We start from the raw sequence: 15,091 nt of genomic DNA on the forward strand, positions 1-15,091 counted from the left end.
CGGCCCATCGCCGGCAAGCCCGGCTCCCACAGGCACCGCGGAGGCCTGGCGCCTGGTTATATCTCTGTGGGAGCCGGCTTGCTGGCGATGAGGCCGGTACTGACTACACAGCGTTGGGGCGGTGTCCGCAGTGGATCGGAAGGTGCCGGTGCATTCCGCCACACCGCTGCGCTTGGTATTTACAATTCGTCAGTCACTGACAGTAGCAACCGTTGATGATAATTGGCTGTGCCCGTCGCTCCACGGTCCACCTCAGCGGCTGAGGGCAGTCAGCGACAGGTACTTTGTAAAGCATCCGATTCTTGTTATAAGACTGACCGTTTTTCACGCAGTATGCCGTGTTAGGCACCCTACGGTGTCGAGTGGACGGTTTTAAAGTAAGGACGCTAGATGATCAAGCTCAAACCCCTTTTGCCAATCATGGCCGCATTGACCATGGCCGGCTGTATGACCGCTGAGCGCATGCCCGATGGCAAAACCAGGATTCGCTTCTCTGATGAGACGGCAAATTCGCTGGCCTCATTGATACCTGCCGGCGCGGTACCCGGTTCTGCTGCTGCGAGTGGTGGTGAACTGGACTTGATGCCGAAAAAGAGCCCGGCCGGTAGCGGGTTGTACCTATACTTCAACGGTCGCTATGACTTCACTTGTGCGTCCGCACTGCTCTACAGTGCCAAGTCCGGCCGCCCGCTGGATGAGTCTGCCAATGTCGGCTGCCGGGATCGCTATTATCAGCGTCAGTTGGAACTAAAGCAGGCGGGCAACCCCTACGACCGGGCTGCGCCCCCCTATGACGCACACAAACCGAACAATGAATACTGGGAAAAACTGAAGCGGCAAACCCTTGCCCAGCTGGGGACGACGCAGCAATTTGCCACGCGACTGTCAGCGATAACGCGGATTGAACGCGACGGCAATCACACTATCAGTTTGGGGTTTGCAGGCGATGGCGATGGCGTGCACGTGGCCTTGGTTCCCCAGCCATTCAGAATTCCGGTGCTCATGGAGAATGCCGACGAACAGGCGAAGTTGCGCAGGCCGGCGGCCAACGCCACAACCCAGATTGGCGAATGGGTGACGTGCAATGTGCTGCTCGACTATGACCGAACGCTAGACCGTGGCCCAAGGCCTCGACATATCTCGGCACAGGAATACCGGCAATACGAGATACTTTTCAATGTGGCCTCGGTCAGTTGCCAGCTCGGTATTCGCTGACCGCAGGTAAGCCAGCCCTAGCTAAGCGGCTCATGCAATAATCCAGCTGCCATTGGCCAATGGCAGCTATCGACCCATGGCGGACACCGTGCCAACCCTGTAGTCAGTACCGGCCTCATCGCCGGCAAGCCGGCTCCCACAGATATATCACCAGCCTCCGGGCATGCGCAGCGCCCGTGGGAGCCGCGCTTGCCGGCGATGGGCCGCGAAGCGGCCCCGCCTTCAGATGTCCGCCACGGTTCGATAGCGCAAGGCCTGAGCGGCCTGACGTGCCATCCGCTGGACCGAAGTCGGCTCACGTTTCGCCGATCTGCGACAGCGGCCGGGCTACATGTTCCAGGGAACGGCGCTCGGCCGCTACGCCCCAAACAGCCTGGGTCAGGCCGGCAATGATCATCAAGGCAGCCCCGATCAGGTAGCCGTACAGTACATTGACACGTTCGCCACTTTCGATCAGCGCGCCAAACAACGTTGGCCCGATCAGCCCACCCAGGCCGGTGCCGAATGCGTAGAACACGGCGATGGCCAGCGCCCGGATTTCCAGCGGGAATGTCTCGGCGACGGTGAGGTAGGCGGAACTCGCTGCAGCCGAGGCGAAGAAGAAGATGACCATCCAGGCCACGGTCTGCTGGGTGACGTCGATCAGCGCTTGCTCGAACAGGTAGCCACTGATGGTCAGCAGCACGCCGGAGACCAGGTAGGTGGCGCTGATCATGATGCGCCGGCCGATCACATCGAACAGCCTGCCCAGCAACAGCGGGCCGCAGAAGTTGCCAAGCGCAAACGGCAGGATGTACCAGCCCACCTTCGCTGACGCGACCCCGTAGAAGTCAGTCAGCACAAGCGCATAGGTGAAGAAGATGGCGTTGTAGAAGAAGGCCTGCGAGGTCAGCAAGGTCAGCCCGACCAATGCGCGGCGCCGATGCTCGACGAACAGGCTGTGGAACACCTCGCGCAGCGGCGTGTGGTCACGTGCGCGCAGGCGCATGGGCGCAGCCTGCAAAGGGGGGATCGCAATGCCGCGCGCCTGGTAATGGCGTTCGATGTTGGCGACGATGCGCTCGGCCTCTTCAGGCTGGTTGTGGATCATCAGCCAGCGTGGGCTTTCCGGCACCCACAGGCGCATCAGCATGATCACCAGGCCCAGCGCCGCACCGATACCGAAGCACAGCCGCCAACCCAGGTCGCCACCTGCAACCGCCGGGTCGAGCAGCACCACGGCACCGGCCGCGCCGAGGGCGGCGCCGATCCAGAAGGTGCCGTTGATGGTCAAGTCGACCCAGCCGCGGTAGCGCGCCGGGGTGAACTCCTGGATGGTCGAGTTGATCGCCGTATACTCGCCGCCGATGCCGGCCCCTGTGAGAAAACGGAACAACAGGAAGCTCCACAGGTCCCAGGAAAATGCCGTCGCCGCGGTGGCGCCGATGTACAGAAACAGGGTAATGAAAAACAGCTTTCGCCGCCCCAGACGGTCAGTCAACCAGCCGAAGAACAGCGCACCCAGCACTGCGCCCGCAATATAGGTAGCGCCCGCCAGGCCGATCTCGGTATTGCTCATGGCCAATGCCGGGCTGTCCTTCAATGCGCCGGACACCGAGCCGGCCAGGGTCACTTCCAGGCCGTCGAGCAGCCAGGTGATACCCAGAGCCAACACCAGCAAGGTATGAAAGCGGGTCCAGGGCAAGCGGTCCAGCCGGGCGGGTATATCGGTGCTGTACAGGCGCTGATGTGCCGGGGCACCGCTGGGCTGCTGCAAGGCTCGGGTCGTCATGGCAACACCTTCGCTGACGGGTTCGCTTAGCCGATGGAGCCCTGTAAGGCGCGCGGAGTTCAAGATTCACATTGTCCACCGCCTCGGCAGGTCAGTCTCCCCGATAACCTGTGCACTACAAGGATGGACCTATGACGCAGGCATGTACGCGGCTGTGGCCAACGCTCGCCTTGATCACCCGCTGGCAGTGCAGGCGCTGCTGGTCGCGCTGATGCAAGCGGATCGAACTTTCTGCCCGCCACCGGGCTCCTCTGCACACACCTACCAACGCGAGGAGACGCCCATGAAGCATAACGACGGCAAGACCGGCGACAAAGTCCCCAAGCCGCTTTCTTCTGAACAGGCCCAACAAGGTGAGCGGGAGCCAGACCCGGTGCTCGAACGCCCCGACCCTGCTACCGAGGCAGTGGACAAGGTCATCACGCCAACCTCGATCAAAGAACAGGAGCAGCAGACCCGTCAGATCGAGCGGCGCCTGGCTGAGGCAGACGAGAAAGCCCGACGCTGAACGCCGGGGCCACGCTCAGATGTCCAATTCGGTAAATGGGCATCTGAGCGGATTGTCCCGATTTCCGTGACAGTAATTCAATTGGCCACGTATTTTTGTCTTCATCCCCTGACAGTAAAGTGGGTTCATCACATAGAGGCGCCGAAGCCTCAAGGAGACGAATCATGATCACTGTCCGTAACGCTGAAGAACGTGGCCGCGCCAACCATGGCTGGTTGAAGTCATCTCATACCTTCTCATTCGCCAATTACTGGGATCCTGACGAGCAAGGCTTTTCTGACCTTCTGGTCATCAATGATGACCGGGTGATAGCAGGCAAAGGTTTCGGCCAGCATCCTCACCGTGACATGGAGATATTCTCCTATGTCCTCGAGGGCGCCTTGGAGCACAAAGACACCCTGGGCACCGGGTCGGTAATCAAACCAGGTGATGTGCAATTGATGAGCGCAGGCAGCGGGGTCGCTCACAGTGAGTTCAACCACAGCAAATCGCAGCCGGTTCACTTCCTGCAAATCTGGATTGTGCCCAATGTACGTGGTGCAACTCCCCGTTATCAGCAGCAGCATTTCAGTGACGATGAAAAGCGCGGCAAGCTGCGGCTGATCATTTCGCCAGAGGGCCAGCAGGGTTCGCTTCAGGTTCGCCAGGACGCGCGTGTTTATGCGGGCCTCTTCGACGGCGATGAGCACGCGACTCTGACGCTGGCTGACAACCGCTATGCGTATGTACACGTAGCGCGTGGGCGCATCGAGCTCAATGGCCAACTGCTGCGCGAAGGTGACGGTGTGCGGATGAGGAAAGAGCAGGTGATCGAGCTTTCCAACGGCCGTGATGCAGAAGTGCTGGTGTTTGATCTGCGGCCTAACGAGCTGCCGAGCATGCCTTGACCCATGGAATTGGAGGACTGCCTTGCCGCTCCTCGCAGAGCGGTAAGACAGCGTGTCGATTGATGGCGCCAGGAATGCCAGGATTTGGCACCCACGCCCTCAAGCCCCCTCCCCCCCAAAAACTGCTTCTGGCCGGCCCGATGCTAGCTGGATGAGTCGTGCTCGCTGCTTAGGCGTGCATGGCTTGGCTATGACGCGCCCGGATACCGGCCTGGGTCGAACCTAATTTTTCAAAGGCAGCAATGGAATGAGCACATCAACATCTGGCGCTTGGAGCCCCTTGCGCAATACCACTTTCCGCATGTTGTGGATCGCCACGATCGCTTCCAACATCGGCACTTGGATGCACGAGGTCGGCGCAGGATGGTTGATGACCACCCTCTCCGCCAGCCCGCTCCACGTTGCATTGATTCAAGTGGCAGGCTCGCTCCCCATGTTCTTCCTGGCCCTTCCGGCTGGAGCCGCTGCTGACATTGTCGATAAACGACGTTACCTGCTATTCGTGCAACTCTGGATGTCGGCGGTCGCAGTGACATTGGCAAGCCTCACGCTGCTAGGGCTGATGAACGTTCCGTTGCTTCTGGTACTCACTTTGGCGTTGGGCATTGGTACCGCGTTGATGATGCCGGCGTGGAGCGCCCTTACACCTGAGCTTGTTGGGAAGGAAGACCTGTCGAATGCGGTGGCGATCTCGAGTGTCGGCATAAACGTCTCGCGCGCGATCGGCCCTGCCTTGGCAGGTGTAGTCGTGAGCCTGGTAGGCCCGTGGCTGACATTCGCACTCAACGCAGTTTCGTTTGCGGGTGTGATCCTGGTGCTGTTCATGTGGAAGCGCGAGGTCAAAGAGCCGCTGCTGCCTGCGGAGCGCTTCATCGGTGCAATGCGTACTGGGATGCGCTTCGCTCGAAGCTCCAAACCGCTTCAAGCTGTATTGATTCGTGCGCTGGCCTTCTTCCTGTTTGCTAGCGCTGGCACTTCATTGCTGCCACTGATCGTGCGTGGCGAGATGCATGGCACCGCGGCCGATTTCGGTTTGCTGCTCGCTGCCATTGGCATCGGCGCCGTAGGGGGTGCAACGCTTTTACCTAAACTGCGTGAGCGGGTTAGCCGAGACCGCTTGGTAATGATTGCGAGCTTGTTGTACGCCGTATTCCTGCTCGTGCTCGCGTCGGTTCGCAATTTCTATGTGCTGATGCCAGCGATGCTGATTAGTGGAGCCGCTTGGATCGCGGTGCTCTCCAATATGCAGGTTGCCGCTCAAACCTCTGTGCCAGCGTGGGTACGAGCCCGGGCACTGTCGGTGTACATCCTGGTCTTCTTCGGTTCAATGGCAGGTGGTGGCCTTCTGTGGGGAACCGTAGCCAGCCATGCCTCGATCACTTTGAGCCTGCTGCTGGCTGCTGGCGGTCTTGCGCTGGCGACCCTCGTTACCTGCAAAGTGGCGCTGCCTGAGACGGAAGCCGACGAGCTCGCGCCTTCGCTGCACTGGCCAACGCCATTGATCAGCGATGAGCTGGATCAGGAGCGCGGGCCTGTGATGGTCACAGTCGAGTACCACATCGATCCTGCTCAAGCAGAGGCTTTCACCCAGGCTGCTCGAGATCTGGAAGCCATGCGCAAGCGAAACGGTGCGTTGTCCTGGGGGTTGATGCAGGACAGCTCGGAGCCGACGTTGTGGCAGGAGTTTTTCTTTGAAGAGTCCTGGCTTGAACACTTGCGCCATCACCATCGGGTTACCCGTGGCGAGCTGAAAATCGAAGCTCGAGTGCGCACATTCCAGACCGAAGGCGTACCCGTGAAAATCCGTCATCTGCTGGCTGAAACACATAAGCCTCACCGGTCTGGCGGCCATTGAACCACGGCAGCTTCCAGCCGCCATGTCGGTAGGGAAGCTCGGAGTAACCACCCGCAATGCCGTTGTAAGCCCAGCATCAGCACTGAGCCTGCCTATGCCTCATTGCTGATGTTGGACGTTGCGATGACTAGTTCTGTACCGGCTCGAAAAGGCTCACGGAGCTCGCATCCACCGCCTTGGGCAGCAGACCCTCGCGGTAAAAGGCATCGGCGATGCGCTGCTGTTCAGCCAGGTTTTCCAGCTTCACCGGCTGCACGTCATAACTGCGCCGGGCGTTGGCCTGCTGCACCGTGGCGCTGTCCAGGTTGCCCCACAGCGGCCCAAGGATACGCGCGGCCTGCGCAGGGTTGGCCTTGGTCCAGGCACCGGCCTCGCGCAGGGCCAGGTACACCTGCTGCAGCACTTCGGGGTGGGCCTTGGCGTAGTCGCTGCCAGCCAGGTAGTAACGCTGGTAGCTGGCCAGCTCGCTGCCATCGGCCAGAATCCGCGCGTTCTGCTGGCGCTGAGCACTGGCCACGTAAGGGTCCCAGGTTACCCAGGCATCGACCTTGTGGTTTTCGAAGGCAGCTCGGCCGTCGGCGGGGATGAGGTAGGCCGGGGTGATGTCCTTGAAGGTCAGCCCGGCCTTGGCCAAGGCCTGGATCAGCAAGTAGTGGCTGCCGGCGGCTTTGGTCACCGCCACGCGCTTGCCCTTGAGGTCGGCCAGGGTCTTGAGTGGCGAGTCCGACGGCACCAGGATCGCCTGGGCCGTGGGTGACGGGGTTTCCCGGGCAAAGTAGGTGAGTTTGGCGCCGGCGGCCTGGGTGAACACCGGCACGGTATCGGCAACGTCCGCCGACAGGTCGACATTACCCAGGTTCAGTGCCTCCAGCAGCGGCAGGCCGCTGGGAAACTCGTGCCAGCTGACGCGAATGCCCTCGGCCTGCAGGCGTTGTTCGAGGCTGCCTCGGGCCTTGAGCAGGGTCAGCAGGGTCGAGGACTTCTGGTAGCCGATGCGCAGGGTCTGCTCGGCATTGGCCAGGCTCGGCAGCAAGGCACTGGCCAGCAGCGCAAGGCCGAGCCGGCGCAGGGGTTTGATTGGCATGTGAAAATCTCCGCTGTCAGGGTTGCGCGGCCAGCTTGGCGGCACCGGGAAGGGTGAAACCGCTGGCGAAGGTCGGTGCCACGTCGAGGCGTTGGGCCATCAAGCCATGGGCATGGTAGAAGTCGGCGGTGTCCTGCTGTTCGGCCACGGTCTGCGGGTCGATCAGCTGCCAGCGCAGTTGGCGACGCTCGAACTGCAGGCGGGCGGCGTCTTCGGGGAAGCCGATGATCGCCGCCAAGGTTTTCGAATAGCTGTCCACATGCTGGTTGGCCCAGACCTGCGCGCCAGCCAGCCGGTTGAGGTAGTCCTGCAGCGCTGCGCGCCGGGCGGGTTGGTCCAGGGCCTTGTCGGTGGCAGCGAGGAAGCTGTTGCCGCTGGACAGGCCACGGCCGTTGACCAGCACCCGGCCCTGCCCGCTCAACTCGGCCAACGCGGTGTAGGGCTCCCAGGTCGACCACGCATCGACCGCACCGTTGGCCAGGGCGATCTTGGCGTCCACCGGCCCGAGAAAACGCAATTCCACGTCCTTCTCGCTCAGCCCGGCCTGGGCCAGCGCCTTGAGCGCCAGATGATGGCCGATCGACCCGCGACCGGTGGCGATGCGCTTGCCCTTGAGGTCGGCCGCGCTGTGCAGCGGTGCATCGGGGCGCACCAGCAGCGCCGTGCCATAAGGGTCGGACTTGTCCACGGCGATGGCCTTGACCGGTGCCCCCGAGGCCAGCACGAACAACAGCGGCGCATCGCCGATGATGCCGGCATCGATCGCCCCGGCATTGAGCGCCTCGGCTAACGGTGCGGCGGCGGGGAACTCGGCCCAGTGGATGTCATAGGGCAAGTCGCGCAAGGCATCGGCGGCTTCCAGCTGTGCGCGCATATTGCCCTTCTGGTCGCCGATGCGCAGGGTCAGGCGCTCCGTGGCGCTGGCCTGGCCAACCAGCAACAGTGCCGCGGCAAGGGTGAACAGCTTCGTGCGGATGGACATGGCGCTCCTCGATGTCTGGGCAGGCCGCGTCATGCGGCCCGGTCTGTGACTCTAGCGAGAACCATCAAATAAATTAAATTGATTTTAGGAATAACCTAATATGCGTTTTAATCTCTCCAGACCCTGCAGATGGCATTACTCGCCATTGCGATTATGCTAATGCCTTATTTTTCCCGTGCCACCTTGTGAGCGCCGATTATGAAAATCGATGATATGGACGCCTTCGTCGCGGTCATCCGTTGCCAGTCCACCAACCTCGCCGCCGAAGCCCTGCAGCTGACCCAGCCGGCCATCACCCGCCGGGTGCAGAACTTCGAGGAAGACCTCGGCGCCACCCTGCTCGATCGCAACACCAAGCCCCTCAAACCCACCCCCATGGGCCTGCGGGTGTACGACCAGTGCAAGGCGATCTTGCGCGAGATCGACGCGCTGCGCGAACTGGTGGCCAACGATGGCGCGCCGTCGGGCACCCTGCGCCTGGGCGTGCCGCAAACCCTGGGCGACGTGGTGCTGCTCGATGCCCTGGCGCAGATTCGCGAGGCCTACCCGCAATTGCGCACCCAGGTGAGTAGCGGTTGGGGCAGCAGCCTGATCGCGCGCATGGAAAACGCCGAGCTCGACGCCGCCGCCGCGCTGTTCCCGCCGGGCAAGATCTTCCCCGAAGGCATCGCTAGCCAATCGATCGCGCGCATGCCGCTGAAGGTGGTGGCGGCCAAGGGCAGCGCCGCCAAGCGCAGCTACAAGCTCAAAGATTGCTACACCCGTGGCTGGGTGCTCAACCCCGATGGCTGCGGTTTCCGCGCCGGGCTGCAGCGGGCCCTGAGCGAACAAGGGCTGAGCCTGTCGATCAACCTGGAAACCTTCGGCACGGAGTTGCAACTTGGGCTGGTCGCCAATGGCCAGGGGCTGGGGCTGGTACCCGAGCCGCTGCTGCAGGCAAGCCGGCATCGCGAGGCGCTGGATGTGCTCAACGTCACTGACTTCAAGCCGCAGGTGGACCTGTGGTTGTTCCATCCGCGGTTCCTGGGCAACCTGCAGGAGCCTGTGGAACTGTTTGGCGAAGTAGCCGGGCATCGGTTGCTGGGTTAACCCTGACGGGGCGCCATGCGCCCCAAGCACTAAATGCAATTTGCGCATAACAAGATAGCAACTAGATGCTTTAAATAAATAATTAGCATAGAACCAAAAAGACTTTTACAGGCTTCATCCATACGAATACGGTCTTAGCCAACACACCGTCATTCAGGGATGAAACCCCATGAGTCACCCCTCCGACAGCGCCCTTGCCGAGCTTACACAGGCCCTTGCGGCCAATGCCGAGCGCTATGACCGCAGCGCCTGCTTCCCGCAGGACAACTTCGACCTGCTGCACCGCCACGGCCTGCTCGCCTTCACCGTGCCCCGCGCCCTCGGTGGTGCTGGCGCAGACCTTGCCAGTGCGCGCCGGGTCATTGGCTCGGTGGGCAAGGGCGACCCGGCCACCGCGCTGATTCTAGTCATGCAGTACCTGCAGCACTTTCGCCTGCAGGACGAAGCCCGTTGGCCCGAACACCTGCGCCAACGCGTGGCTCGCGATGCCGTACAACACGGCGCGCTGATCAACGCCCTGCGCGTCGAGCCGGCACTCGGCACCCCTGCCCGCGGCGGCCTGCCTGCCACCGTGGCGCGGCGCACGGCCGAAGGCTGGCGCCTGAGCGGGCGCAAAATCTATTCCACCGGCAGCCATGGCTTGAGCTGGTACCTGGTGTGGGGCCGCAGCGACGACGCCGACCCATTGGTCGGTGGCTTCCTGGTGCACCGCGACACGCCCGGCATCACCATCGTCGACGATTGGGACCACCTGGGCATGCGTGCCACCTGCAGCCATGAAGTGCGTTTCGACGAGGTGCTGATCCCCCTCGATCACGCTGTCAGCGTCAGCCCTGCCAGCGCGCCAAAGGCCGAACTCGATGGCGAGAGCCTGTTGTGGATGGCCGTGCTGCTACCGGCCGTGTACGACGGCGTGGCCCGCGCTGCCCGCGACTGGCTGGCGGGCTTTCTAAAGCACCGTGCACCCTCCAACCTGGGCGCGCCATTGGCCAGCCTGCCGCGCTTTCAGGAGGTGCTGGGGCGCATCGACACCCTGCTGTTCGCCAACCAGAGCCTGCTCGATGCCGCAGCCTGCGGGCAGGTCGCGCCGCAGCATGCCGGGCAGCTCAAGCACCTGGTCAGCGCCAACGCCATCCAGGCCGTGGAACTGGCCGTCGAAGCGGCCGGCAACCCCGGGCTGTCGCGGCGCAACCCGCTGGAGCGGCACTACCGTGACGTGCTCTGCAGCCGCATCCACACGCCACAGGACGACGTGGTGTTCGGCCAGGTCGGCCGCGCCGCGCTGCTGGAGGCTCGGGGATGAGCCATTCGATCATTGCCAGCCAGCTCGACGCCCAGGCCAACCAGCACCTGCGTGATCACCTGCCGGACCATCACGTCATCGACGTTGCCCCCGGCCAGCTGGCCCTGCAGGCCCCTGCCGATGTGTTCATCCTGCGCCCGATCAATGTCCGCGGGCAGCGCGTCGACAGCCCGCCGCCGGGCTGGCCGTGGGGCCTGAAATGGGTGCAGCTGGTGTCCTCGGGCATCGACTTCTACCCCCCTTGGGTATTCCAGGGCGCGCAGGTCACCAGCGGCAAGGGCGCCAACGCCGAGCACGTGGCCGAGTTCGCCCTGGCCTTGGTGTTCGCCGCTGCAAAGCAACTGCCGGGATTGTGGGTCAAGGATGCCGACTGGCGCCTGACCCCCTTGGCACCGCTGCGCGGCCGCACCCTGGGCATTCTCGGCTTTGGCAGCATCGGCCAGAGCCTGGCGCGCAAGGCCGTGGCGCTGGGCATGCGCGTGCTCGCCCTGAGCCGCCCCGGCCAGGCCATCGCCGATGTGCCTGGGGTGGTGCGCGCCGCCGACCTGCAACAGCTGTTCGCCGGCAGCGATCACCTGGTACTGGCCGCCCCGCTCACCGCTGCGACCCGCGGCCTGGTCGGCCGCGAGGTGCTGGCCCATGCCCGACCGGGCCTGCACTTGATCAATATTGCCCGTGGCGGGCTGCTCGACCAGCAGGCGTTGCTGGAGGCGCTTAACAGCGGCCTGATCGGCCGCGCCAGCCTGGATGTCACCGACCCCGAGCCGCTGCCCGCCGGCCACCCGCTGTATCACCACCCGCGGGTGTTTCTGTCACCGCACACCTCGGCCATTTCCGAAGACGGCTACCCGGCCTTCCTCGAAGCCTTCATCGCCAACTTCCACCGCTACCGCGAGCAGGCGCCCCTGGCCAACCTGGTCGACACCGCACGCGGCTACTGATTACCGGAGAGCACACCATGAGTTCACTGTCTGCCGTCACCACCAGCGCCCCTAGCGTGCGCGACCGTGTCAGCGCCGAAGAGTGGGAGGTGCGGGTCAAGCTGGCCGCAGCCTACCGCCTGGCCGCCCTGTTCCGCTGGACCGACCACATCTACACGCACTTCTCGGCCCGCGTACCGGGCCCCGAGGAGCACTTTCTGATCAACGCCTTCGGCCTGCTGTTCGACGAGATCAGCGCCTCCAACCTGGTCAAGGTCGACGTCGACGGCACGATCATCGACGACCCGCTGGGGCTGGGCATCAACCAGGCCGGTTACGTGATCCACAGCGCCATCCACCGCGCCCGCCCCGACCTCAAGGCCGTGCTGCATACCCACACCCGCGACGGTGCGGCGGTATCGGCCCAGCGCGATGGCCTGCTCCCGATCTCCCAACACGCCCTGGCCTACTACAGCCGGGTGGTTTACCACGATTACGAGGGCGTGGCCCTGGACCTGGACGAGCAGCAGCGCCTGGTGAACAACCTGGGCGACAGCAACATCCTCATCCTGCGTAACCACGGGCTGCTCACCGGGGGCATCAGCGTGGAACACGCGTTCCGCGAACTGCATGGGCTGGAGCGGGCGTGCAACATCCAGGTGGCGGCCCAGGCCGGGGGCAATGACCAGCTGCTGCATGCACCGCAGGCGGCAATTGCCAAGGTGCACGAGCAGTCGAAGCGGTTTTCCGATGGCAAGGGGGAAGGCATCCAGCGGCATTGGGATGCATTGATACGGCAGCTGGACCGTGAGGGCCGCGGTTACCAGGACTGATGCAAACACAGCTGTCGCCTGTGCTTGCCGGCGAAGAGGCCAGTACAGGCAAAACCATTCCGATCAAGGACCACCCCATGCCCCCACTGCACCGCCTGTTCGCCATCGGCGCCCTCGCCCTGGCCCTTACCGCCTGCTCTCCGGACGATGGCAGCTCCGCCGGCAAAACCCTCAGCGTCGCGTTCTGGGGCGATAACACCACCCTGGTCAGCGTCGACCCCTTCCAGGTCTACTGGCTGGAACACCGGGTACTGCTGCGCAACGTGGCCGAGTCGCTCACCGACCAGGACCCGGACAACGGCCGCATCATCCCGTGGTTGGCAAAAAGCTGGGAAGTCAGTGACGACGCCTTGAGCTACACCTTCCACCTGCGCCAGGACGTCACCTTCAGCAATGGCGAGCGTTTTGACGCCCATGCCGTGAAAAGCGCCTTCGACAGCAACAAAGCCTTCGCTACCCAACTGCCCGCAACCTTTGGCGCCACCTACCTGGCCGGCTACGACCACGCCGAGGTGCTCGACGACTTCACCGTGCGGCTGGTGCTGTCGCGGCCCAACGCAGGCTTTCTGCAGGCCACCTCCACCACCAACCTGGCGATTCTCGCGCCCGCCTCATACCAGCTGAGCGCACAAGAGCGCTCGCTGGGCAAGATCATCGGCACCGGCCCGTTCACCCTCGAGCACTACACCCCCGAGGTCGGCGCGCGCCTGGTCAAGCGCGCCGACTATGCCTGGCCGTCAGCCAACATGCGCAACCAGGGCCCGGCCCATGTGGATGCCGTGGACATCAGCTACATCCCCGAGGAGAGCGTGCGCAACGGCCTGTTCCTGCAGGGCAAGGCCGACATCCTGTGGCCGCGCAACCCGTTCTCGGAGGTTGACCTGAAGCTGTTCCAGTCCAAGGGCGCGACCATCCAGAGCCGCTCGCTGCCAGGCCCGGCGCTGAACCTCTACCCCAACACCCGCAACCAGCGGCTGCTGGGTGACCGCCAGGTGCGCCTGGCGCTGCAGAAGGCCATCGACCGCACCAGCTACGCACACACCGTCTACAACGCCGAGTTCCCGGTAGTCAGCGGCGTGTACGACGTGACCACGCCGTACTTCAAGCCCCAGGCCGACAAGCTAGCCTATGACCCCAAAGGCGCCGAGCAGCTGCTCGACGCCGCCGGCTGGCACAAGGGCGAGGATGGCTACCGGCACAAGAACGGCCAACGCCTGACCCTGCGCTACAACCTCACCCCCGCCGAAAGCGCCGGTGACGTGCTGGTGCAGGACCAGTTGCGCAAGGTCGGCATCGACCTCAAGCTGAATGTGCTGACCCGCGCCGAATGGGTGGCCGGCAACGCGGCTGGCAACTACGACCTGACGTCCACTTACATGACGCGCGCCGACCCGATCATCCTGCAGACCATCCTCGATCCACGCGCGGCCAACAGCGCCACGGTCGCTACCAACACCTACGAGCCACAGACCCTGGCCAAGGCCCAGGCGCTGTTCGACAGCGGCATCACCGCCACCGCCGACCCGCAGCGTGCCCAGGCTTACGGCCAGTTGCAGGACCTGCTGACCGACGAGGCCTCGGCATTCCCGCTGTATGAGCGCGTCTGGCAGGCCGCCACCGCGCCGCGGGTCAAGGACTTCCGCTGGACCGCCGAAGGCTTCGCGCTGTTCAGCGACATCCAGGTCGGCCAGCCATGAAGCGCTACCTGACCGGCCGCATCGGCCAAGCGCTGTTGGTGTTGTGGGGCGCCTACACCGTGACCTATTTCATCCTTTACATGCTCCCCGGCGATACCCTGGCGATCATGCTCAGCGCCTCTGGCATGGAGGCCGACGGCCTGTCTCCCGAGGACCTGGCCAAGGCCCGCACCTACTATGGGCTGGACAAAGGGCTGTTCGAGCAGTACTTCGACCTGCTGTGGCGCGCCCTGCACGGTGACCTTGGGCAGTCGTTGTCTCTCGGCAGGCCAGTGACGGCGCTGCTGGCCGAGCGGCTGCCGCAAACCCTGGCGCTGGCAGGTACTGCCATTGTGCTGTCGTTGCTGGCCGGGGTCGGCCTGGCCTACCTGACCGCCTACCTGCAATGGCGCCCGCTGAAGACCGCACTGGCGCGCCTGCCGTCGCTGGGCTTTTCAGTGCCGGTGTTCTGGATGGGCCTGCTGTTGATCCAGGTGTTCGCCTTCGCCCTTGGCTGGCTCCCGGCCACCGGCAGCCAAGGCCTGGCCAGCCTTGTGCTGCCGGCGATCACCCTGGCGATCCCCAGCGCTGCGGTTTACGCCCAAGTGCTGCAGCGCGGCTTTCAAGGCGTGTGGCAGGAGCCCTACATCACCACCGCCTTCGCCAAAGGCCTGAGCCGGGCCCAGGTGCAGGCGCGCCATGGCTTGCGCAACGCGGCCTTGCCGCTGCTCACCCTGGTCGGCCTGCAGGTCGGCAACACGGTGTCCGGCGCGGTGCTGGTGGAGACCATCTTCTCGCGTAACGGCGTTGGCCGCCTGGCCCAGGAAGCCGTGCTGCGCCAGGACATCCCGGTGGTGCTGGCGATCGTTGCGGTATCAGCCGCCGCCTTCGTGGTGGTCAACCTGATCGTCGACCTGCTCTACCCCTACCTCGACCCGCGCATCACCCACACGGCCAAGGTGAGCTGA

General features: G+C 63.7%; 13 protein-coding genes. 10 read left to right on the top strand and 3 right to left on the bottom strand.

What is annotated here, in order from left to right:
• The first annotated feature begins 390 nt into the window (after positions 1-390).
• On the top strand, positions 391-1,215 hold the full coding sequence (locus ACFY68_RS10220; protein ID WP_387526389.1) for a hypothetical protein: 825 nt from the start codon (positions 391-393) through the stop codon (positions 1,213-1,215).
• Positions 1,216-1,510: 295 nt separating this feature from the next.
• Here the strand turns inward: ACFY68_RS10220 and ACFY68_RS10225 are convergent, their stop codons facing one another.
• Positions 1,511-2,986, bottom strand: coding sequence for an MFS transporter (locus ACFY68_RS10225; RefSeq protein ID WP_387526392.1), 1,476 nt, complete (start codon positions 2,984-2,986; stop codon positions 1,511-1,513).
• Between the two features lie 283 nt (positions 2,987-3,269).
• Here ACFY68_RS10225 and ACFY68_RS10230 point away from each other — a divergent pair, with 283 nt between their 5' ends.
• The 3 genes from ACFY68_RS10230 to ACFY68_RS10240 all read left to right on the top strand — a co-directional run bounded on the left by ACFY68_RS10230 (position 3,270) and on the right by ACFY68_RS10240 (position 6,236).
• Positions 3,270-3,494 carry a hypothetical protein gene (locus tag ACFY68_RS10230; RefSeq protein WP_346612445.1) on the top strand — a complete coding sequence of 75 codons (225 nt, stop codon included), beginning with the start codon at positions 3,270-3,272 and terminating at the stop codon, positions 3,492-3,494.
• A 164-nt stretch (positions 3,495-3,658) separates the two neighbouring features.
• A complete protein-coding gene (locus tag ACFY68_RS10235; RefSeq protein WP_387526395.1) occupies positions 3,659-4,381 on the top strand; it encodes a pirin family protein in 723 nt (240 codons plus the stop codon).
• Between the two features lie 247 nt (positions 4,382-4,628).
• The gene (locus ACFY68_RS10240; protein ID WP_387526398.1) at positions 4,629-6,236 is read left to right on the top strand and encodes an MFS transporter; all 1,608 of its coding nucleotides are present in this window, start codon (positions 4,629-4,631) and stop codon (positions 6,234-6,236) included.
• A 127-nt stretch (positions 6,237-6,363) separates the two neighbouring features.
• Here ACFY68_RS10240 and ACFY68_RS10245 read toward each other — a convergent pair whose 3' ends face one another.
• Complete coding sequence (locus tag ACFY68_RS10245; RefSeq protein ID WP_346612443.1) at positions 6,364-7,320, bottom strand: aliphatic sulfonate ABC transporter substrate-binding protein; 957 nt, start codon at positions 7,318-7,320, stop codon at positions 6,364-6,366.
• A 16-nt stretch (positions 7,321-7,336) separates the two neighbouring features.
• Positions 7,337-8,302 carry an ABC transporter substrate-binding protein gene (locus tag ACFY68_RS10250; protein WP_387526401.1) on the bottom strand — a complete coding sequence of 322 codons (966 nt, stop codon included), beginning with the start codon at positions 8,300-8,302 and terminating at the stop codon, positions 7,337-7,339.
• Between the two features lie 198 nt (positions 8,303-8,500).
• Here ACFY68_RS10250 and ACFY68_RS10255 point away from each other — a divergent pair, with 198 nt between their 5' ends.
• The 6 genes from ACFY68_RS10255 to ACFY68_RS10280 all read left to right on the top strand — a co-directional run bounded on the left by ACFY68_RS10255 (position 8,501) and on the right by ACFY68_RS10280 (position 15,091).
• The gene (locus ACFY68_RS10255) at positions 8,501-9,391 is read left to right on the top strand and encodes a LysR family transcriptional regulator (protein WP_387526404.1); all 891 of its coding nucleotides are present in this window, start codon (positions 8,501-8,503) and stop codon (positions 9,389-9,391) included.
• Positions 9,392-9,560: 169 nt separating this feature from the next.
• The gene (locus ACFY68_RS10260; RefSeq protein ID WP_387526407.1) at positions 9,561-10,694 is read left to right on the top strand and encodes an acyl-CoA dehydrogenase family protein; all 1,134 of its coding nucleotides are present in this window, start codon (positions 9,561-9,563) and stop codon (positions 10,692-10,694) included.
• Positions 10,691-11,635: a D-isomer specific 2-hydroxyacid dehydrogenase family protein gene (locus ACFY68_RS10265; RefSeq protein ID WP_387526409.1), complete on the top strand. Its 945-nt coding sequence runs from the start codon at positions 10,691-10,693 to the stop codon at positions 11,633-11,635. Before ACFY68_RS10260 ends, ACFY68_RS10265 begins: the two co-directional genes overlap by 4 nt.
• 17 nt (positions 11,636-11,652) lie before the next feature.
• A complete protein-coding gene (locus tag ACFY68_RS10270; protein ID WP_387526412.1) occupies positions 11,653-12,447 on the top strand; it encodes a class II aldolase/adducin family protein in 795 nt (264 codons plus the stop codon).
• Positions 12,448-12,524: 77 nt separating this feature from the next.
• Positions 12,525-14,144, top strand: coding sequence for an ABC transporter substrate-binding protein (locus ACFY68_RS10275; RefSeq protein ID WP_387526415.1), 1,620 nt, complete (start codon positions 12,525-12,527; stop codon positions 14,142-14,144).
• Positions 14,141-15,091, top strand: a complete 951-nt coding sequence (locus ACFY68_RS10280) for an ABC transporter permease (protein ID WP_387526418.1) — start codon at positions 14,141-14,143, stop codon at positions 15,089-15,091. The genes ACFY68_RS10275 and ACFY68_RS10280 overlap by 4 nt, the downstream gene beginning before the upstream one ends.

Source organism: Pseudomonas sp. NPDC012596, assembly GCF_042902325.1.
GTDB lineage: Bacteria > Pseudomonadota > Gammaproteobacteria > Pseudomonadales > Pseudomonadaceae > Aquipseudomonas.